Consider the following 19,630-nt stretch of genomic DNA (forward strand, 5'->3'; position numbering starts at 1 on the left):
ATGAAAAAAGACAATCAATTCGAAGAAAAAGAAGAGAAATACACCTTCATGCAAAAACTACTTTACCTTTTTATCATACCACTTCTTTTTACAGTGGTAGTTGTGCTTGGGTATCTGACATACGAAGGCAAGAATGTATTTGAAGTAGCCCAAAGTTTCCTGCCTGAAAAGGAAGAAGTGAATATTTCTATAGAAGGTCAGGTAGAACAGGAAACAACCTCCCCTGAGGAAAATAAGAAAGGAAGTTCTTCTCAAGATGTCATCCTTCTAGAGCGAAAGGTCAGCGAGAAGGAAAGGGAGATAACCAAGCTTGTTTCCCAGTTAGAACAAGCAAACAAGCGGATAGAGGACCTAGAACAGCAGCAACAACAGGTGAGAATTTCCAATCGCGAGTTGGCCAAGTTATATGAAGGAATGTCAACGAAAAAAGCTGCCCAGATCATCATGGAATTGGAGGAAGAGAGGGCACTTCTCATTCTTAAAGAATTGAGTACTTCAAAAACATCCTCTATATTAGGTCAATTGGAACCGAAACAGGCAGCAAGGTTCACTGAACTATTAGCTAAAAATGAATAGAGAAAGGAATGAACGAAGTGAACTTTTTTGTTGCCGGAGATATCGCTGCCATTCATTCAGAACAACTAAGAAAAATGGAGGGAAAGGCGAAACAGGCTTCCATAGAAACAACGGAAAGCTTTAGTTCCACCTTATCACGAAACCTCCTGGATTCATTATTTGCACTATCCAAACCTGAAAACGGAAATATGGATTTGGTGGGAACGGGTAGTGATGAATTACTACTTGAAGTTGAAGACATGGTACAACAAATGGATGAAATCTTGTCTCTGCAACTTTCGATTCTGAATGAAGTACAAGAATTGGAAAGTAAACCAAATCGCTCTATTAATACAGATGGTATTCCAGACGGCTATTATGAATTGCTCGAGGATGTTATGGCCATGGTGAATGTACTTACTACATTGGATAATACAACACAAGGAGAGACAAGGGAGGCGTTTGAATCTTTTGCCCGTCTATCGGAAAGAGTGCTGATGTTTATGAAGGGTTTTCTTCAGACAAAAGAAGAGAAAACAGATCAGTTTGTACTCCCTATGAAAGAGCATAAGAACTTGAAAGAGCTTATGAGTATGATTGAGACAAGGCTTGGTAAGCTGTTGTCGTTTGAAGTTACACAGGGACAGAACTCCACATCTGTAACGGAGAACTCACCCAAACGTCCTGCCTATGCTTCTATTCCCGAAGCGGTTCTGCAAAACGGACCTGTAACAATGAATTTACTACAGCTCCCAAAGCAGACTACGATTCAGTGGACAATCGATACAACAACCAATGAGGCTGCCCGCGAGCAATTGCTTCAAAAACTTGAAGGTATTTTGGCAAAAACCTCAAGTAGACTTGTCAATGGTAATCAGTCCATCACAATCAGATTGGCACCAGAGCATCTAGGAACACTCCATATAAAACTTCAGGAAACACAACATGGACTAATGGCGAAACTGATCGTGCATTCCAAGGCGGCGGCATCCTTGCTTGAAAGCGGGCTGTCAAACCTGAAACAAGCTCTGGTTCATTCGAATGTGAACATGGAAAAGCTAGAGATTGTCTATCAGGACCAAGAACAAAAGTTCACTCAACAAAACAAAGACAACAACGAGGATTCATCCCATACAAGACATTTTTCCAAAAAGGACTCAAACGATGGGGATAATAATCAATCCTTTGAAGATGTACTCTTGGAAGAATTGGAAATAAAAAACGCTGTAGGTGACGGAGAATGACAAATACCATTTCATCTGATCTTTATATCCAAAATAGGCCGGTTGACACATCCAAGCAAAACAATGTCATGGGGAAGGATGATTTTCTTCGCCTTCTGATTGCACAGCTACAAAATCAGGATCCGCTTAATCCGATGGAGGACAGGGAGTTCATTGCACAGATGGCTAATTTCTCCACACTCGAACAAATGGCCAATCTAAATAAGAGTATGGAAGGTTTCATTGATACACAAAACAAAATGAACGTTCTTTCTCTCCAACAATATCTTGGTTCAAACCTCACGTGGCAGCATGTTTACTATGTGGAGGGGGAACCATTTGTCGAACAAAAGAATGGAACGGTGGAGAGTATTTCCATGCAAGACGGTAAAGCAAGACTTGTAATGAATGATGGAACTGAAATTGCAGTGGAACAGATCATAAAAGTGAATCAGCCGGGGGAACAATCTCAGGCAGGAAATTCACAGCTTTTGACTGCTAGTCATCTTATCGGAAAGAAAGTATCGTTTTCTTTTGGTGGGGATAGCTATGAGGACATACCAGTCCAGTCGGTCCTTATGAAAGAAGGAAAAGCGCACCTCATTGTCAACGATGCTCGACTGACAGAAGAGAAGATACCGATGGACTCCATCACTAAAATCACTCAGTAACACTTTTTTTAAAACAGAGGGGGAAAGAGTATGCTACGTTCGATGTATTCAAGTATAGGAGCACTACGTAATTTTCAAACAAAATTAGATGTAATCGGGAATAACATCGCCAATGTAAATACGTATGGCTTTAAAAAGGGAAGAGCAACTTTTCAGGAAATGATGGTACAGCAATTATCAGGTGCAAGTGGGCCAGCAGCAGGAAAAGGTGGAGTCAATGCAAAACAGATTGGTCTAGGATCCATGATCAGTTCGATTGACACTATCCAGACGCAAGGCTCTCTTCAGACAACCGCAAGGCCACTTGACCTAGCACTTTCAGGGGATGGATTCTTCGCAGTAGCTTCCATTGCCGATATTACAAGGGTGAATGTAGATACAAACACATCTTATGGAGATAATCGCATACTTGGCGGTGCCATAAACAACGCAGTAGCGATGAACTACACACGTTCCGGGAATTTCTATCTTGATAACAATGGTTATATTGTTAATTCAAATGGTATGTACTTGATTGGTGAAACTGGAGAGAAGAGGATTCCTAACGATAACATAATGGCCGCTTCGAATGCAGCATTGAATGCTGGAGAAATATTCTTCGGTGAGTACAGGGACTTCCGAAATGTTACGAACAAGTTCCTTGATCTTGCAATGAAGTTCTTGGAAGCACAAAGAACTTTCGAAGATGCAGAGAAAGCTAATACAGAGTCTGGTGGTACAGATCCACAATTGGCTGCTGCAGCCGCTGCAGCCCAAACTGCCAGAAACAATGCAGCAACCCAATTTAATGATTTCAATACTAATATATATGTGGGTGAAAGGGCAGCATTTATTACTTCAGCACGTACAATGAACCAAGGAATTGATAGTTTCATAGCTTCAACAGGTGAGATTGCTTATAGAATGATCGATCCCGTTGTTCAAACTCCTTCTAACCCAATTCCAAATGGAACGACAGCAAATATTAACGACCTTTCAAATCTTGTAAGCTATGCCCAATCAGTGAAAACAAGCTTGGATACAGCATTTAAAACATTTGAGAATTTTGTCGCGAAAGCTGAAATGATTCAACAGCCTACTTGGACGGACTCCTTGAGCGGAAGTCCAGGCCTTATCCAAATACCGCCGAATGCACGAAGCTTCAGTATTTCAGGAGATGGAAAAGTGAATTTCATCGATCAGTTTGGAGACTTGAAAGTGGCTGGGCAGCTGATGCTGGCAAAATTCCCAAATGATGCCGGATTGGAGAGAATCGGAGAAAACCTGTTCCAGCAATCAAACAACTCAGGAACAATGGATAAAAACGGGGACGGAATTCAACTCGAAGAAATGTTCAGACCGGGAGAGAACGGGGCCGCAGCCATCATTTCCGGTACACTTGAAATGTCCAATGTAGACCTATCCGAAGAATTCACCGAGATGATCACTGCTCAAAGGGGATTCCAGGCAAATACGAGAATCATCACGACATCTGATGAAATATTACAGGAGCTTGTCAATCTGAAGCGTTAAGGGGGGAGGGCTAAGTTTAATCGCTTAGCCCATCTATGATGATAAAGCTGACCAAGCTGAATGGGAAAGTGTTTGCAGTCAATGTTTGGCTGATTGAGCAAGTGGAAGAAACACCTGACACCATGATTACCTTGAATAATGGAAAAAAAGTGATAGTAAAAGAGAGAATGCAAGAAGTGATTCTCTTATGCAAAGAGTTCTATGCTCATATGCATCATGGAACACATTTGGAGGCTAAAAAAGATGTTTCGCAATAAATTATTGAATGCCATGATGATTATCCTTCTGGTCATTACACTTTTAGGGGTGGTGGCGCTTGTTACGGTGGATGAATTATATGCAGATGAAAAAGTAGATGAGCCCACGATTGATGAAATTATAAAATACTCGGTGGATTTTGAAGAAATCACCACCAATCTACAAAGCGGAGGCTATATTCGCTTGAAAATGAAAGTTCAAACTGATAGCAAAAAAGCAACATCGGAACTACTGAAAAGGGATTTTCAGGTCAAGAACATAGTCATTCATGAAATTGCTACCAAGTCTGCTTCTGATTTTGATGGTGAAAATGGACTGACACAGTTGGAAAAGGATATTCAAGAGAAAATTAATGAAGTGATGCAGGACGGAGAAATCGTGAAAGTCTATACAACCTCCTTTCTCCTTCAAAATTAATCACCACGAGATCCATGTAAATTAGGAGGTGATGGATTTGTCAACAGAAGTCATGTCACAAAGCGAAATAGATGCGCTTCTCTCTGCTTTGTCAACAGGAGAGATGAATGCAGAAGAACTGAAGAAAGAAAATCAAGAAAAGAAAGTGAAAGTGTATGACTTTAAACGAGCGCTACGATTTTCAAAGGATCAGATAAGAAATCTCACAAGGATCCATGAGAATTTTGCAAGACTTTTAACCACTTATTTTTCAGCACAGCTTCGAACCTACATACAAATAAGTGTAGCATCTGTCGATCAGCTTCCTTATGAGGAATTCATCAGGTCGATCCCGAAAATGACAATCCTGAATGTGTTTGAGGTTGCTCCATTAGAAGGAAGAGTAGTGCTCGAAGTCAATCCGACCATTGCTTATGCCATGTTGGACAGGCAGCTTGGGGGAAAGGGTTCTGGTGTCAAGAAGAGTGATAGTTTAACGGAAATAGAGACAAGGTTGATGACAACATTGTTTGAAGGCGCCATAGAAAATTTCGGAGAAGCATGGGACACCGTGTCTGACATACAACCGTTTCTTTCAGACTTGGAAGTGAATCCTCAGTTCTTGCAACTGGTATCCCCTAATGAAACGGTGATTGTCATTTCGATGAATATCACGATCGGCGAAGTGACAGGCATGATAAATATATGTATCCCCCATGTCGTGTTGGAGCCAGTGATCCCCAAACTCTCTGCACATTACTGGATGGAGGAGAAAAACAAGGTTCGCCAAGATCATGAAATTGCAACCTTGGAGAAAGTTATCCGGACCACTCCTTTGACTGTTACGGCAGAACTTGGCAGTTCGGAAATTACATTTTCAGACCTATTGAATATCAACATGGGTGATGTTCTGGCGTTACATCAAAAAATCGACGAGCCGATTTGTGTCAAAGTGGACAACAAACCGAGCTTCTATGCCCAGGTTGGGCAGGTGAAAAAAAACATGGCAATACAGATCATGGAGAAAATCAAGGAGGGATATGAGAATGATGAGTGATGGGATGTTATCTCAAGATGAGATAGATGCGTTGCTTCGAGGAACAGATAACAACAATGATGAGCCCCTCTTTGTTGATCTTAACATAGAAGAATATCTAACTACGATGGAGCAAGATGCGCTTGGCGAAATAGGAAACATTTCTTTTGGCAGTTCTGCAACGGCCTTATCGACTTTATTAAACCAAAAAGTCGAGATAACGACGCCAAAAGTTTCTTTAGTGGAAAAAAAGCGGTTGGAAAGCGAGTTTCCTGATCCTTATGTGGCGATTCGGGTCAGTTATACAGAAGGATTTACGGGTTCGAATATATTAGTGGTGGAACAGAGCGATGCAGCAATCATTGCGGATTTGATGCTCGGTGGGACCGGGGAAAGTCCTCAATCGGAATTTGATGAGATCCATTTGAGTGCAGTACATGAAGCGATGAATCAAATGATGGGTTCTGCCGCAACTTCCATGTCGACCGTATTTGCAAAAAAAATTGATATTTCTCCTCCATCCGTGATGTTGCTTGATTTTAAAGGTGGCGAGGGTGCAACGGAAATGCCACAGGATGAATTATTGATAAAAGTCGCTTTTTCAATAAAAATCGGGAAGTTGATCGACTCTTCCATTATGCAGATACTTCCCTACCCATTTGCCAAAAATCTGGTGGAGGAGCTTTTGTACCGGGATGACAATTCAGCTGAACCGGCAAGTGCTGAACCAGAAGCGAAAATAGAGGAAAATCATGCTCCTGTTCATACTTTTGAGGAGCAGCATGCAGCACCACCACAATCTTCTTTCTTTCATGAAGAAGAGGCATTGGTGCATGCAGGAGCACCGCAAAGGGAACCTGCCTATGCAGGAGGGGGACAAACAAGGTCCAATGCTCCCGCTAGGCCGCAGCAGCCTGTTAATGTTCAGCCAGCAGTCTTCTCGAATTTCGAAACGACAGCAGTGGAAGAGGCTGAACCGAATAATTTAAACATGCTTCTGGACATCCCACTGCAAGTCACTGTGGAACTTGGAAGAACAAAGCGCTCAGTCAAAGACATTCTGGAATTGTCGACAGGTTCTATTATTGAACTGGACAAACTTGCAGGGGAACCGGTGGATATTCTTGTTAACAACAAACTGATCGCTCAAGGCGAAGTGGTGGTCATTGATGAGAGTTTTGGAGTAAGAGTAACAGATATTGTAAGTCAAACAGACAGAATCAGAAAACTTCGATAGATCCTAGGAGGAAACGACATGAGTAAAAGAATTTTAATTGTGGACGATGCGGCATTTATGAGAATGATGATCAAGGATATCTTGACGAAGAATGGATATGACGTAGTGGGCGAGGCAGCGGATGGGGTCCAAGCTGTGGAGAAATATAAAGAACATCACCCTGATCTTGTCACCATGGACATCACTATGCCCGAGATGGACGGGATAACCGCGTTGAAAGAAATAAAGAGCATTAATCCAAATGCGAAAGTCATCATGTGTTCAGCGATGGGCCAGCAGGCAATGGTCATTGATGCAATCCAGGCAGGTGCGAAAGATTTCATCGTCAAACCGTTTCAAGCGGACCGGGTGATTGAAGCTATCCACAAAACTCTGTCGTAGAGGTGTCTGTTTTGTATGCTACCAAGATATTGCGTATTTTAATTGTGGTCGCCATTCTGTTCATCTTGCCTTCCCATGGTTTTGCTAACAAGAACGTTCAGAAAGAGGGCATCGACGACAGTGTCTTCAATCAGTTTCAAGATCCAACGGGACAATCAGAACAACCGGCAGGGCAATTGGAAACACCTTCGGCTGAACAACAGGATGTTATGGACCATAAACCGCCATCCGTTTCTATTTTTGATTTTATTAAAATGATGTTCGCACTGCTCTTTGTATTGGCCTTACTATACGGAGCTTTGAAACTTATAAATAGCAAAAATAGAGTAGGAAATGGCAGATCAGTTGAAAACATCGGAGGGACAAACCTCGGAAATAATAAATCCCTTCAACTTGTTAAGGTTGGAAACAGTATATTGGTAGTCGGAGTGGGGGACTCTATCAATCTTTTGAAAGAAATTACGGATGAGGAGGAAAGAGAGCAACTCTTACAGTCCTATCAAGATCGGGCTGATAGCGTGACTCTTCGTTCAGATAAGTTAACAGGGTGGATCCAGAAATTAAGAGAAGCAAAGAAATCAAAGAATCAATCGGGTTTCTCCGTGCTTTTACAAGATCAGCTAGGTCAACTATCAAAAGATAGGAAAAAGAAAATGGATCAACTGGATAATAATAAGGGGTTCGGACGATGACGGAATTCATGGACATATTTAGTGGAAATGATGCCTCTACCGTATCTACATCTGTACAGCTTCTTTTATTGTTGACTGTTTTCTCCCTGGCACCTGCCATCCTGATTTTGATGACAAGTTTTACAAGGATTATTATTGTTCTTTCGTTTGTGAGGACGTCCCTTGCGACACAATCTATGCCTCCAAATCAGGTCCTGATTGGATTGGCATTGTTTTTGACATTTTTTATCATGGCACCAACCTTTGCACAAGTAAATGACCAGGCCCTTCAACCTCTATTCAACGAGGAGATTACGTTGGATGAGGCATATGAGCGGGCAAGTATCCCTATGAAGGAATTCATGAGCAAGCATACACGGCAAAAGGACCTAGCGCTCTTCCTTGATTATGCACAAATGGAGAGGCCGGAAAGCATAGAAGATATTCCGCTGACTGTCCTGGTTCCCGCATTTGCCATCAGTGAATTGAAAACAGCTTTTCAGATCGGATTCATGATCTTTATCCCTTTTCTAGTGATTGATATGGTCGTGGCAAGTGTGCTGATGAGTATGGGGATGATGATGCTTCCGCCAGTCATGATTTCCTTGCCGTTCAAGATACTGTTGTTCGTCTTGGTGGATGGTTGGTATCTGATTGTAAAATCTTTATTGCAGACATTTTGAATGAGGTGTAAAAATGAGCCCGGAATTTGTTATATCAATGGCAGAACGAGGAGTATTCACCATCCTTTTAATAAGTGCACCTCTTCTGGTACTGGCTTTAGTTGTGGGCTTAATCGTCAGTATTTTTCAAGCGACAACCCAGATTCAAGAGCAGACCCTTGCTTTTATTCCGAAGATAGTGGCAGTGTTGGTGGGATTGGTCGTTTTTGGTCCGTGGATGTTGTCCAATATGCTTTCTTACGCATTGGAAATATTCAATAACATTCATCGCTTTGTGAGTTAGGCAGATGATAGAATGGTTGAACTATTTTCCCGCATTTTTATTGGTTTTAACGAGAGTGACTGCTTTTTTCGTGACGCTCCCTCTCTTTTCTTATCGGAATGTCCCTTCTACTTTTAAAGTGGGTTTTGGATTTTTCTTTGCACTTGTTATGTCCTTTTCAATGGATCTTCCGATTATCGGAATTGATGGTGCGTATATCCTCCTTGTATTGAAAGAGCTAATGGTCGGATTGTTGATTGGCCTGGTCGCTTACATGGTGCTGGCAGCAATCCAGATTGCTGGAGGCTTCATCGACTTTCAGATGGGTTTTGCTATTGCCAATGTCATTGATCCGCAAACAGGAGTGCAAAGTCCCATCATCGGACAATTCTTTTACATGTTTGCGATGTTGCTGCTATTGGCGGTGAATGGCCATCACATGATGTTGGATGGAATATTTTTCAGTTATGAACTAATATCCCTTACACAGGCATGGATTCCCATTGGGGATGCGGGAGTATTCGAGCTTGTGTTGACGACGGTCAATAGGATGTTCATCATTGCCTTGCAACTTGCCATACCAATTGTCGGTGTCCTCTTTCTGGTGGACGTGGCACTTGGCATCGTTGCACGGACAGTTCCACAGCTTAACGTTTTTGTTGTCGGGCTACCTTTGAAAATTGGTGTAAGCTTTATCACCATCATCTTTTCGCTGACGATATTATTTACGCTTTTTTATAAGCTGTTTGAACTGATGCTTCATACGATGAGAGGTTTAATGGAATTGCTTGGAGGTTTCTAGGATGGCCCAATGGGTGAGGTTGGATTTACAATATTTCAGTGGTGAAAAAACAGAGAAAGCCACACCGAAAAAAAGGCAGGATACCAGAAAGAAGGGCCAGGTTGCAAAAAGTGCGGATGTTAATACCTCATTTGTGTTAATAGCCGTATTTCTGTGCCTGTTGGCTATCGGACCATGGATGAAAGATCAAATCACGACCTTGTTTGTTCAATCCTTCCAGATCTACATGCTAGAGGAAGTGACCATCGATAGGGTGCATACGATTTACTTGGAACTGATCATGCAACTGATTTGGGTAATCGGCCCGATAATGCTTGCCGCCATGTTAGGAGCAATCATTTCCAACTATCTGCAGGTAGGGCCCTTATTTTCAACAGAAGCCATACATATGAAACTCAACAAACTCGACCCTATACAAGGATTTAAACGAATCTATTCGGTCCGGGCCATTGTTGAATTTGTGAAGTCGATGTTGAAAATTGTGTTTGTCGGAGTAATCACTTTTTCGATTTTATGGTTCAGCCTAGAAGATGTTCTTCTTCTTTCTCAAAAGAACCTTCACGAAGCGTTCGCTTTTTTAGGGACATTGACGGTTCGGATGGGACTTTTTGCAGGTGGAGCATTATTGTTTTTATCCATTTTTGATTACTTTTATCAAAAATATGATTATGAGAAAAACATCCGAATGTCCAAACATGATGTAAAAGACGAATATAAAAAAGCGGAAGGGGACCCGCTCATCAAATCCAAAATAAAACAGAAACAGCGTGAAATGGCCATGCAGAGAATGATGCAGGACGTACCCCAGGCCGATGTCATCATAACTAATCCCACCCATTATGCCATTGCATTGAAATATGATGCAGAAAAGGGAGACGCTCCGATTGTGCTTGCAAAAGGTGTAGATTTCATTGCGAAGAAAATCAGGGAAAAAGCAATGGAGCATGATGTTGTTACAGTGGAGAACAAGCCGCTTGCCAGGGCGCTTTATAGCCAGGCTGATATAGGCGACGCCATTCCGGAAGAGTTCTTCCAGGCGGTTGCAGAGATTTTGGCATATGTCTATCGGTTACAGAATCAAGTGAAATGATGGGGAAAGAAAAGGAGAGATAGTAGACTATGTCAGCCAGAGATTTATCCGTATTACTTAGTGTCATCCTTATTATTGCCATGCTTATTATTCCTTTTTATCCTTGGATGCTAAGTATTTTTATCATTATTAATATCTCCCTTGCTTTGATTGTCCTTTTGACAACCATGAATATACAGGAGCCGTTGCAATTCGCCATCTTCCCATCTTTACTTTTATTACTGACATTGTACCGATTAGGTCTAAACGTTTCTACGACAAGATCCATTCTTAGTGAAGGTACGGCGGGTACTGTTGTAGAAACGTTTGGGACATTTGTGGTTGGCGGAAATGTGGTAGTGGGACTTGTAGTCTTTATCATATTGGTGGTTATTCAATTCGTGGTTATTACCAAGGGTGCTGAACGTGTTTCGGAAGTCGCAGCCCGCTTTACCTTGGATGCTATGCCAGGGAAACAAATGAGTATCGATGCAGACCTTAACGCAGGAATGATTTCCGAACAAGTTGCAAAAGAAAGGCGCGAAAAGATTGCCAAAGAAGCAGACTTCTACGGAGCGATGGATGGTGCCAGTAAATTTGTAAAAGGCGATGCCATCGCAGGTATCATCATCGTGTTCATCAATGTCATTTTCGGAATTGTCATTGGTATGGCACAAATGGGTTTAAGCTTTGCGGAGTCCGCTCAAAAGTTTACCCTTCTGACAGTTGGTGACGGTATTGTCTCCCAGATTCCAGCTTTATTGATAGCGACAGCAACAGGTATCGTCGTTACAAGAGCAGCTTCAGAGGGTAATCTTGGTGGGGATATCACGAAACAGTTATTCGCTTATCCACAAATGCTCTATGTAGCAGGGATTACCATCTTGTTATTGGGAATTGCGACCCCTATCGGTCCGTTGCTCACCGCACCGGTTGCTGCTCTCATCATTGTCGGAGGGTATTTGATCGGCAAGAAGCAAAAAGAGGATGTTTATATAGAAGAGGAAACGGAGGAAGAAGTGGTAACCGACGAACTCCGCAGTCCAGATAGTGTAGTGAACTTATTATCGGTAGATCCTGTTGAATTTGAATTTGGCTATGGCTTGATCCCTTTGGCTGACTCCAAACAAGGAGGCGATCTGCTTGACAGGATTGTCATGATCAGGCGTCAACTTGCCCTTGAGCTTGGATTGGTCATTCCGGTCGTCCGCATCCGGGATAATATTCAGCTTCAGCCCAATGAATACCGGTTGAAAATCAAAGGCAATGAAGTAGCAAGAGGGGAACTGCTCCTCGACCACTACTTGGCGATGAGCCCTGGGATGGAGGAAGATAGCATCGAGGGGATCGATACGATTGAACCTTCCTTTGGGTTGCCTGCAAAGTGGATAAGTGATGATATGAAAGACGAAGCGGAGATGTATGGATATACAGTGGTTGATCCTCCTTCTGTCGTTTCCACACATATCACCGAAAAAATGAAACAGCATGCATTTGAACTCCTTGGAAGACAAGAAACAAAGCAGTTGGTAGATCATCTGAAAGAAAGCACCCCCATCCTTGTGGAGGAAGTTACACCATCGCCTCTATCTATCGGGGACGTTCAAAAAGTGCTTGCCAAGCTGTTGAAAGAAAATGTATCAATACGAAATCTACCTATCATCTTTGAGACATTAGCAGACTATGGAAAAATGTCAGCGGATACCGATCTGTTGACAGAGTACGTGCGGCAGGCTCTAAGTAAACAAATCACCAATCAGTATGTGGTAGGAAATGAATCCTTTAAAGTGGTTACTTTATCAGGAAGAGTGGAAAAGCTTATCGCAGATCATATCCAGCAAACGGAACATGGGAATTTCCTATCCCTTGATCCGAACATATCCATGGAAATTGTCCAAAAGGTGGGAGAACAAATGGAACAGTTTTCTGTATATGAACAGACACCGATTCTTTTATGTTCCCCAGCGGTGAGGATGTATGTGAAGCAGTTACTAGAAAGGTATTTACCGCAATTGCCGGTTCTTTCCTACAATGAATTGGAAGCGAGTATAGAAGTGCAGAGCATAGGGGTGGTGAACGTGGAAGGATGAAGGTGAAAAAATATAAAGCAGAAAATATGCAAGAAGCCATGCAGCTGGTTCGTCTCGAACTTGGGGATGAAGCGGTCATCCTAAATTCCAAAGCAGTCAAGACTACTAAATTCTTCGGTCTTCTTTCTAAAAAAAGTGTTGAAGTAATCGCGGCTGTTGATGAGGATGTATCTAAGTCAACTGTGAAAATAAGAAACAATGAATCTCAACATTTCAAAACGGATCAAAAATCTCCGATTAGCAATGATAGAACCCATTCAACATTAACTCAGGATCAATTGCTGGAGGATATCATGGATATGAAAAAAATGATGAAAAGCATGACCAAGGGACATCATAGGGACCCGTCCCTTCCGCCTTTATTTTATGAGCTGGAAGAAAGGGTGGCGCAAAGCGATATTGGAGCTGCCTATGCGGAAGAAATCATGGAAAGAGTCTACCAAAGCTGGCTAAAGCACAAATCGTCTGATAAACGATCGATGCTCGAACTTCTGGAACATGAACTACTTTTTTCATTAGAGGGAATCACCTTCGAGGAAGACCCATATAAAAAGAAATTTGTTTGTCTGGTCGGTCCGACAGGTGTGGGGAAAACGACAACTCTGGCAAAGCTTGCAGCGAATGCCGCACTTAAGCATGGGAAATCAATCGGCTTCATCACCACAGATACCTACCGGATTGCGGCGATCGAGCAATTGAAAACGTATGCCAATATATTGGAAGCACCAATAGAAGTTTGTTACTCTGCCGAGGATTTTAAACTGGCTAAATCTAAACTGTCCAACCTGGATGTCATATTTATTGATACTGCCGGTCGAAATTTTTTAAATGGGGCCTATGTTGAAGAATTAAAGCAAGTACTGGACTTCCAAGAGGAAATGAAAACGTATCTTGTATTGTCACTTACATCTAAAGTGGAAGATATGAAGCAAATCACGGAGCAATTCTGGAGTGTGGGGATTCATCAATTCATTTTCACAAAAAAAGATGAAACAACTTCCTGTGGTGCTATGTACGGGCTTTCAAGAGCATATAAAAAGGGGACGGCATTTGTGACAGACGGACAAAATGTGCCGGAAGATCTTATTCCATTTACGAGCGAACAGTTGATAAGTGCTGTTATTGAGGAAATCAATAATGAATGATCAAGCAAGTCTATTAAGAGAACAAGTGATCCGATCGAGGGAAAGAAAGCTCTCCACAATCAAAAATGAAGCAAAGGCGATTGCAGTCATGAGTGGAAAAGGCGGGGTGGGGAAATCTAATTTTTCCCTTAATTTCTCTTTGACTCTTCAGAAAAAAGGACACAAGGTCCTTCTATTTGATATGGATATCGGCATGGCCAACATTGATATTTTATTGGGCAACACACAAAGGCATAGCATCATCCATCTTTTTGAACCTGGTTTATCCATGGATGAAATTATTCAAAATGGACCGGAAGGCCTTGATTATATTGCAGGGGGATCGGGATTGAATGATATTTTCCATTTCGATGAGCGGAAGCGGAATCACTTTCTTTCCCAACTCCAAGAGCTTTCCTTCCGATATGACTATATTATTTTTGATATGGGAGCGGGCATTACAACAGAAAGTCTTCAACTGATCTTAGCTTGTAATGAAATCATTCTTGTAACATTATGTGAGCCTACTGCGATGACAGATGCCTACTCTGCCCTGAAATTTGTCCACCACCATAATCAAGACATCCCTTTTCAACTGGTCATCAATCGAGCTTTAAATACCAAACATGCCAATAAGACTGCCGGCAGGCTTCAGTCCGTTACCCAGCAATTTCTGAAAAGGGACCTTTTCCACTTAGGATCTTTGCCGGACGATAAATATGTCACCAAGGCAGTCATGGAACAGGCGCCTTTTGTCATCAAATATCCGACATGCCAGGCAAGCAGAGGGCTTGAGGAAATAGCTACCCGTTATTTGAATGAAGGCAACTCTTCTGACACCAAGAACACTTACACATTTATGTATAAGCTGCGTGGCTTGTTTCGTTAGCTTCTAGGAGAGGAGAACGTTTACGATGGAAAAAGTGAAAGTTCTAATAACAGATGATTCCATCTTCATGAGAAAGTTGTTATCGGATCTATTGGATAAACATCCATTGATCGAAGTGGTGGCAACTGCGAAAAATGGAATAGAAGCATTGGAGAAGATCCATGAATATTCCCCTGATGTCGTTACATTGGATGTAGAGATGCCCAGAATGAACGGTTTGCAGGCTTTGGATAAAATAATGCAAGACTACCCTGTACCAATTATCATGCTTTCGAGTACCACTGCAGAAGGATCGTTAAACACCATTATTGCCATGGAAAAAGGAGCAGTGGACTTTGTGGCCAAACCCTCTGGCTCAATATCCTTGGACATTCACAAAGTAAAAGAAGAACTGATCGAGAAAATCCTTCTTGCATCCAAGACAAATGTCCGTGTTTTACATCCGGAAAGGAAAAAAGAGGGGAAAGCACTGTCCAAATTGGTGAAGTATAGTAAAATGGACCTATTGGAAAAATTGGCCAACACCGAACCTTCTTTGGTTTGCGTTGGTACATCCACCGGTGGTCCGAGAGCTTTACAAGCAATATTGACAAAGATGCCCAAGTCGTTTCCTGCTCCTGTATTCATTGTGCAGCATATGCCGAAGCATTTTACAAAATCGCTTGCTAACAGGCTTGACTCCATGAGTGCCATTACCGTGGTGGAAGCGATACATAATCAAACCGTGGAAGCGGGAACAGCTTACATTGCACCAGGAGATTTCCACATGGAAGTAATTAAACACAGAGGGAACTTGGTCATCCAACTTCTTGATTCTGCTCCACTTAAAGGTCATCGCCCTTCTGTTGATGTATTATTTACATCCATCAGCAAGCTTGCGAACCATAAAAAAGTTGCGGTGATTCTAACTGGAATGGGTAATGATGGAACAGCTGGTCTTAGGCAAATGAAGGAAAAGGATGTGGGGTGTACATTGGCACTTGCAGAATCAGAGGGCTCATCCATTGTGTTCGGAATGCCGAAAGCTGCTATCCAGACAGGTTTTGTAGATGAAGTCCTCGATTTGGACGACGTTGCGCAAAGGATTCAACAATACATATATTCATAGGGGTGCAAGGTATGGACTTAAACCAATATTTAGATATTTTTCTAGAAGAGAGCAAGGAGCATTTGCAAACGATCAATAATCGGTTATTGGAGTTGGAGAAACAACCGGAAAACATTGAAATTGTAAATGAGATTTTCCGTTCTGCGCACACCCTTAAAGGAATGTCCGCAACAATGGGGTATGAGGACCTTGCCAGTCTGACCCATCAAATGGAGAATGTGCTCGATATGATTCGTAATAGCAAATTGACTGTCACTGCTAATCTATTAGATGTTATTTTCCGCTCTGTTGAGTACCTGGAAGAGATGGTGATTTCCATTTCAGAAGGAGGGGACGGAAAAAAAGATGTGAAGGATGTGGTCGCTCTCCTTGTTAAAATCGAAAAAGGGGAAGAGTACTTGGCACTGGAAGCATCAGGGGTCAAGGACAGCAATGATCATTCTTTTGACTCCTATGAACTTACAATCATGCAGCAATCAGAAGAACTGGGCTACTTCCCATATGAGGTCACTGTCAGTCTTAGGCAGGATTGCCTTCTGAAGGCTGCCAGAGTATTCATGGTGTTTGAAGTGGTGGAAGGAATCGGGGAAGTGATAAAAAGCAACCCTTCCGTGGAAATGTTGGAAGAGGAGAAATTTGATCACAGCTTCCAGATTACGATGGTCGCAAAAGAAGAGGCAAGTAGCATAGAAGCAAAAATCATGAAGGTTTCAGAACTTGATCATGTGAAAGTTATCAAGCTGGATACTAAATCGCTCTCAACGACAGAAATGGAAAGTCAGACAGAGACAGCCATCCAAGAGGCTATATCGGCCCAGGAAGAAGCAGCTTCAGCAGCCGTCCTTATAAAGAAGCCTGAAGAAAAGGCAACCCCGTCCAAAGGGAATGCTTTATCCAATAAAACCATCAGAGTAAGCATCGATCGTTTGGATGGCTTGATGAATCTATTTGAAGAACTGGTTATCGACAGAGGTAGACTAGAGCAGATCTCCAAGGAACTTAATGAATCAGAATTAACTGAAACGGTTGAAAGAATGTCGCGGATTTCCAATGACCTTCAGAATATCATCTTGAACATGCGTATGGTTCCTATTGAAACAGTCTTTAACAGATTCCCTAGAATGGTAAGGCAATTAGCGAGAGACTTAGGCAAAAAAGTGGATATCGATATTATAGGCGCGGAAACCGAGCTTGATAGGACAGTGATGGATGAAATTGGGGATCCATTGGTCCACCTTTTACGTAACGCGATCGACCATGGCATTGAAACTCCGGAAGTGCGAAATGCAAAGGGGAAGTCTGAGGAAGGAAAAATCACCCTAAAAGCCTACCATAGTGGAAATCATGTTTTGATTGAAATCATCGATAATGGTGCAGGTATTTCGAGAGTGAAAGTACTTAACAAAGCAATAAGTAAAGGGGTCATTGCTGAACAGGATGCAGAAAGGCTGAGTGACCAGGAAGTCTATCAATTGATCCTATCGTCAGGTTTCTCCACTGCGGAAGTCATTTCCGACATATCAGGTCGAGGAGTTGGCTTGGATGTAGTGAAGAACACGATCGAATCACTTGGAGGAAGAATCACGATTGATTCGGCAGAAGGAAAAGGAACGACTTTTTCCATTCAGCTGCCATTAACCCTTTCCATCATCTCTGTTTTATTGACAGAGATTGAAAACGAAAAATATGCGATTCCGCTATCTTCCATCATTGAGACGGCCATTATAAAAAAAGAAGAAATCTTGACAGCTCACAATCAGGAAGTAATTGATTTTAGAGGCAAAATTGTACCGGTAATTCATTTAGATAAAGTTTTCCAGGTGGAAAAAGATAGAAAAGAAGACAATCGACCGGAACTATATTCTCTTGTTCTAGTGAAAAAAGGGGAACGGATAGCAGCATTGGTAGTAGATTCATTTATCGGTCAGCAGGAAGTGGTCCTAAAGGCATTAGGGCAATATCTGAACTCCACATTTGCGATTAGCGGGGCGACCATCCTAGGGGATGGCCAAGTAGCACTTATTGTAGATTGTAACGCGTTGATTAAATAAGCTAGAAGATAGGAGGCAAAGAAGATGCAGGAAACCTTACAGAAGATGAAGCTTATCGTTTTCGAGCTAAAGGGAGAGGAATATGCCATCCCTGTACAGCAAGTACGTTCCATTGAAAAGTTGATGCCAATAACGCGTGTACCCAATGTCGCTCCATATATTAAAGGGGTTATCAATCTTAGAGGAGTCATCATTCCCATCGTAGATCTGCGTTCCCGCTTTGATTTAGAGATAACTTCCCCTTCGGAATCATCCCGGATCATCATTACCGTTATTGAGGATATGGAGGTTGGATTTATTGTGGATGCAGCAAATGACGTCATTGATATAACGGAAGATACAATAGAGCCTGCACCGGATGTTGTTGGCTCTGTGGAGAACAAATATGTAAAAGGTGTTGTGAAAATCGATAAAAGACTTTTCGTATGTCTAGATTTAGATGAAGTCCTCCAACTGGAACAGCTCAAGGGATGAGGGAGGAATAATGAATAATATAGAGAAACTGAATGAATTGGATCTCCTTAAAGAATTGGGAAACATAGGGGCTGGGAATGCTGCGACCGCCTTGTCCCAGCTGCTAGATAAAGAGATAAATATGAATGTTCCACTCGCGCGAATAGTCTCGTTCAACGAAATGATGGACCTCATGGGGGGCTCCGACAGACCTGTTGCAGCTGTATTCTTGCGAATGGAAGGAGAGTTGTCGGGAAGTCTATTCTTTGTCCTTTCCATTGACGATGCCACTAAGCTTGTCAAGCAACTCATACAAGATAATCAGTTAACCGAGCAGAACCTTCCATCCCATGAACTTGGCCTATCCGCTCTTCAAGAGGTTGGAAATATCATATCCGCACATTATTTGACTGCGTTATCAGAATGCATAGGGTTAGTGGTGACTCCTTCAGTGCCACAGGTAACCATTGACATGGTAGGGGCTATTGTTGTCACAGGTCTCTTGGAAATATCCCATTTCAGTGACCATTCTATTTTCATCGATACAGAATTGACGGAAACGACGGATAATCTGGTTCAAAAGACAAAAGGCCATTTTTTCCTTATCCCCTATCCTGATTCGTTCGAGAAAATCCTGGCAGCTTTGGGTGAGAAATAATGCTAGAGCTTGCAACTGTCGTTAAAGTAGGTATTGCAGAAATGGGTATAGTCAAGGCTCCGCAACTTATTCGTACATCAGGTCTTGGCTCCTGTGTTGGGGTTGTTATTTTTGATCCCACCTCTAAAACTGCCGGAATGGTCCATGTGATGCTGCCTGATTCAAGCTTGTCCCGGCTGACAGCTATCAATGTGAACAAATATGCAGATACGGGAATCGTACATCTAGTGGACTCACTCCTTCTAAAGGGGTTGAAGCCTTATAGCATGAAGGCCAAGATTGCAGGTGGGGCACAGATGTTTCAATTCAATAGCCCAACCAGTGAGATGATGAGGATCGGACCGAGAAATGTGGAAGCGGTAAAAGGGAAATTGGCAGCCTTGCATATTCCACTTCTCAGTGAAGATTGTGGAGGAAACAACGGAAGGACCATAGAGTTTAATCCTGAAAATGGGAAATTGATGATAAAAACAGTAAATAAAGGTATTCGTTACATCTAAT

Annotated in this window: 22 protein-coding genes; all 22 read left to right on the forward strand. The window is 42.2% G+C overall.

All coding sequences use genetic code 11. The annotated features are described in order from the left end of the window. From MKY77_RS10775 to MKY77_RS10880, 22 genes are read left to right on the forward strand one after another with little or no spacing between them, the layout of a single operon-like run. On the forward strand, positions 1-576 hold the full coding sequence (locus MKY77_RS10775) for a hypothetical protein (RefSeq protein WP_339145809.1): 576 nt from the start codon (positions 1-3) through the stop codon (positions 574-576). Positions 577-584: 8 nt separating this feature from the next. Beyond that, the gene (locus MKY77_RS10780; protein WP_339145810.1) at positions 585-1,799 is read left to right on the forward strand and encodes a flagellar hook-length control protein FliK; all 1,215 of its coding nucleotides are present in this window, start codon (positions 585-587) and stop codon (positions 1,797-1,799) included. Next, the gene (flgD, locus tag MKY77_RS10785; protein ID WP_339145811.1) at positions 1,796-2,449 is read left to right on the forward strand and encodes a flagellar hook assembly protein FlgD; all 654 of its coding nucleotides are present in this window, start codon (positions 1,796-1,798) and stop codon (positions 2,447-2,449) included. Before MKY77_RS10780 ends, flgD begins: the two co-directional genes overlap by 4 nt. A 30-nt stretch (positions 2,450-2,479) precedes the next feature. After that, positions 2,480-3,961 (forward strand): flagellar hook-basal body complex protein, encoded by a 1,482-nt coding sequence (locus tag MKY77_RS10790; protein WP_339145812.1) that lies wholly within the window; start codon positions 2,480-2,482, stop codon positions 3,959-3,961. 38 nt (positions 3,962-3,999) lie between these two features. Next, positions 4,000-4,218 carry a flagellar FlbD family protein gene (locus MKY77_RS10795; RefSeq protein ID WP_339149787.1) on the forward strand — a complete coding sequence of 73 codons (219 nt, stop codon included), beginning with the start codon at positions 4,000-4,002 and terminating at the stop codon, positions 4,216-4,218. Further along, positions 4,205-4,636, forward strand: a complete 432-nt coding sequence (gene fliL, locus MKY77_RS10800; protein WP_339145813.1) for a flagellar basal body-associated protein FliL — start codon at positions 4,205-4,207, stop codon at positions 4,634-4,636. The genes MKY77_RS10795 and fliL overlap by 14 nt, the downstream gene beginning before the upstream one ends. 37 nt (positions 4,637-4,673) lie before the next feature. Continuing rightward, positions 4,674-5,672: a flagellar motor switch protein FliM gene (fliM, locus tag MKY77_RS10805; protein ID WP_339145814.1), complete on the forward strand. Its 999-nt coding sequence runs from the start codon at positions 4,674-4,676 to the stop codon at positions 5,670-5,672. Further along, positions 5,662-6,888, forward strand: coding sequence for a flagellar motor switch phosphatase FliY (fliY, locus tag MKY77_RS10810; RefSeq protein ID WP_339145815.1), 1,227 nt, complete (start codon positions 5,662-5,664; stop codon positions 6,886-6,888). Before fliM ends, fliY begins: the two co-directional genes overlap by 11 nt. An 18-nt stretch (positions 6,889-6,906) precedes the next feature. Then, positions 6,907-7,269 (forward strand): response regulator, encoded by a 363-nt coding sequence (locus MKY77_RS10815; protein WP_237662067.1) that lies wholly within the window; start codon positions 6,907-6,909, stop codon positions 7,267-7,269. A gap of 29 nt (positions 7,270-7,298) precedes the next feature. Further along, the gene (locus MKY77_RS10820) at positions 7,299-7,961 is read left to right on the forward strand and encodes a flagellar biosynthetic protein FliO (protein WP_342515716.1); all 663 of its coding nucleotides are present in this window, start codon (positions 7,299-7,301) and stop codon (positions 7,959-7,961) included. Next, on the forward strand, positions 7,958-8,623 hold the full coding sequence (gene fliP, locus MKY77_RS10825) for a flagellar type III secretion system pore protein FliP (protein WP_339145817.1): 666 nt from the start codon (positions 7,958-7,960) through the stop codon (positions 8,621-8,623). Before MKY77_RS10820 ends, fliP begins: the two co-directional genes overlap by 4 nt. Before the next feature lie 13 nt (positions 8,624-8,636). Continuing rightward, the gene (gene fliQ, locus MKY77_RS10830) at positions 8,637-8,906 is read left to right on the forward strand and encodes a flagellar biosynthesis protein FliQ (RefSeq protein WP_237662072.1); all 270 of its coding nucleotides are present in this window, start codon (positions 8,637-8,639) and stop codon (positions 8,904-8,906) included. A 4-nt stretch (positions 8,907-8,910) separates the two neighbouring features. Further along, positions 8,911-9,687 (forward strand): flagellar biosynthetic protein FliR, encoded by a 777-nt coding sequence (fliR, locus tag MKY77_RS10835; RefSeq protein ID WP_339145818.1) that lies wholly within the window; start codon positions 8,911-8,913, stop codon positions 9,685-9,687. A gap of 1 nt (position 9,688) precedes the next feature. Then, complete coding sequence (gene flhB, locus MKY77_RS10840) at positions 9,689-10,777, forward strand: flagellar biosynthesis protein FlhB (RefSeq protein ID WP_339145819.1); 1,089 nt, start codon at positions 9,689-9,691, stop codon at positions 10,775-10,777. 29 nt (positions 10,778-10,806) lie between these two features. Then, positions 10,807-12,846, forward strand: coding sequence for a flagellar biosynthesis protein FlhA (gene flhA, locus MKY77_RS10845; RefSeq protein ID WP_339145820.1), 2,040 nt, complete (start codon positions 10,807-10,809; stop codon positions 12,844-12,846). After that, positions 12,843-13,991: a flagellar biosynthesis protein FlhF gene (gene flhF, locus MKY77_RS10850; RefSeq protein ID WP_339145821.1), complete on the forward strand. Its 1,149-nt coding sequence runs from the start codon at positions 12,843-12,845 to the stop codon at positions 13,989-13,991. The genes flhA and flhF overlap by 4 nt, the downstream gene beginning before the upstream one ends. Next, positions 13,984-14,859, forward strand: coding sequence for a MinD/ParA family protein (locus tag MKY77_RS10855; protein WP_339145822.1), 876 nt, complete (start codon positions 13,984-13,986; stop codon positions 14,857-14,859). The genes flhF and MKY77_RS10855 overlap by 8 nt, the downstream gene beginning before the upstream one ends. Positions 14,860-14,884: 25 nt before the next feature. After that, entirely contained in the window at positions 14,885-15,967 is a 1,083-nt protein-coding gene (locus MKY77_RS10860) for a chemotaxis response regulator protein-glutamate methylesterase (RefSeq protein ID WP_339145823.1), read from the forward strand. A gap of 11 nt (positions 15,968-15,978) precedes the next feature. After that, positions 15,979-18,018: a chemotaxis protein CheA gene (locus tag MKY77_RS10865; RefSeq protein ID WP_339145824.1), complete on the forward strand. Its 2,040-nt coding sequence runs from the start codon at positions 15,979-15,981 to the stop codon at positions 18,016-18,018. Between the two features lie 24 nt (positions 18,019-18,042). Further along, a complete protein-coding gene (locus MKY77_RS10870) occupies positions 18,043-18,492 on the forward strand; it encodes a chemotaxis protein CheW (protein WP_339145825.1) in 450 nt (149 codons plus the stop codon). Between the two features lie 10 nt (positions 18,493-18,502). Further along, complete coding sequence (locus tag MKY77_RS10875) at positions 18,503-19,129, forward strand: chemotaxis protein CheC (RefSeq protein WP_339145826.1); 627 nt, start codon at positions 18,503-18,505, stop codon at positions 19,127-19,129. Continuing rightward, complete coding sequence (locus MKY77_RS10880) at positions 19,129-19,629, forward strand: chemotaxis protein CheD (RefSeq protein WP_339145827.1); 501 nt, start codon at positions 19,129-19,131, stop codon at positions 19,627-19,629. Before MKY77_RS10875 ends, MKY77_RS10880 begins: the two co-directional genes overlap by 1 nt. Position 19,630 lies beyond the last annotated feature (1 nt).

It is taken from the genome of Sutcliffiella sp. FSL R7-0096 (assembly GCF_038595065.1).
GTDB lineage: Bacteria > Bacillota > Bacilli > Bacillales > Bacillaceae_I > Sutcliffiella_A.

Excerpts from the sequence above, each read along its gene's own strand:
- MKY77_RS10875 (WP_339145826.1), top strand. The coding sequence starts at position 18,503 with ATGAATAATATAGAGAAACTGAATGAATTGGATCTCCTTAAAGAATTG.
- fliL (WP_339145813.1), top strand. The coding sequence starts at position 4,205 with ATGTTTCGCAATAAATTATTGAATGCCATGATGATTATCCTTCTGGTC.
- MKY77_RS10775 (WP_339145809.1), top strand. The coding sequence starts at position 1 with ATGAAAAAAGACAATCAATTCGAAGAAAAAGAAGAGAAATACACCTTC.
- flhB (WP_339145819.1), top strand. The coding sequence starts at position 9,689 with ATGGCCCAATGGGTGAGGTTGGATTTACAATATTTCAGTGGTGAAAAA.
- fliQ (WP_237662072.1), top strand. The coding sequence starts at position 8,637 with ATGAGCCCGGAATTTGTTATATCAATGGCAGAACGAGGAGTATTCACC.
- MKY77_RS10790 (WP_339145812.1), top strand. The coding sequence starts at position 2,480 with ATGCTACGTTCGATGTATTCAAGTATAGGAGCACTACGTAATTTTCAA.
- MKY77_RS10870 (WP_339145825.1), top strand. The coding sequence starts at position 18,043 with ATGCAGGAAACCTTACAGAAGATGAAGCTTATCGTTTTCGAGCTAAAG.
- flgD (WP_339145811.1), top strand. The coding sequence starts at position 1,796 with ATGACAAATACCATTTCATCTGATCTTTATATCCAAAATAGGCCGGTT.
- MKY77_RS10860 (WP_339145823.1), top strand. The coding sequence starts at position 14,885 with ATGGAAAAAGTGAAAGTTCTAATAACAGATGATTCCATCTTCATGAGA.
- MKY77_RS10855 (WP_339145822.1), top strand. The coding sequence starts at position 13,984 with ATGAATGATCAAGCAAGTCTATTAAGAGAACAAGTGATCCGATCGAGG.
- MKY77_RS10780 (WP_339145810.1), top strand. The coding sequence starts at position 585 with ATGAACGAAGTGAACTTTTTTGTTGCCGGAGATATCGCTGCCATTCAT.
- MKY77_RS10880 (WP_339145827.1), top strand. The coding sequence starts at position 19,129 with ATGCTAGAGCTTGCAACTGTCGTTAAAGTAGGTATTGCAGAAATGGGT.
- fliY (WP_339145815.1), top strand. The coding sequence starts at position 5,662 with ATGATGAGTGATGGGATGTTATCTCAAGATGAGATAGATGCGTTGCTT.
- fliR (WP_339145818.1), top strand. The coding sequence starts at position 8,911 with ATGATAGAATGGTTGAACTATTTTCCCGCATTTTTATTGGTTTTAACG.
- MKY77_RS10865 (WP_339145824.1), top strand. The coding sequence starts at position 15,979 with ATGGACTTAAACCAATATTTAGATATTTTTCTAGAAGAGAGCAAGGAG.
- MKY77_RS10795 (WP_339149787.1), top strand. The coding sequence starts at position 4,000 with ATGATAAAGCTGACCAAGCTGAATGGGAAAGTGTTTGCAGTCAATGTT.
- flhF (WP_339145821.1), top strand. The coding sequence starts at position 12,843 with ATGAAGGTGAAAAAATATAAAGCAGAAAATATGCAAGAAGCCATGCAG.
- flhA (WP_339145820.1), top strand. The coding sequence starts at position 10,807 with ATGTCAGCCAGAGATTTATCCGTATTACTTAGTGTCATCCTTATTATT.
- MKY77_RS10815 (WP_237662067.1), top strand. The coding sequence starts at position 6,907 with ATGAGTAAAAGAATTTTAATTGTGGACGATGCGGCATTTATGAGAATG.
- fliP (WP_339145817.1), top strand. The coding sequence starts at position 7,958 with ATGACGGAATTCATGGACATATTTAGTGGAAATGATGCCTCTACCGTA.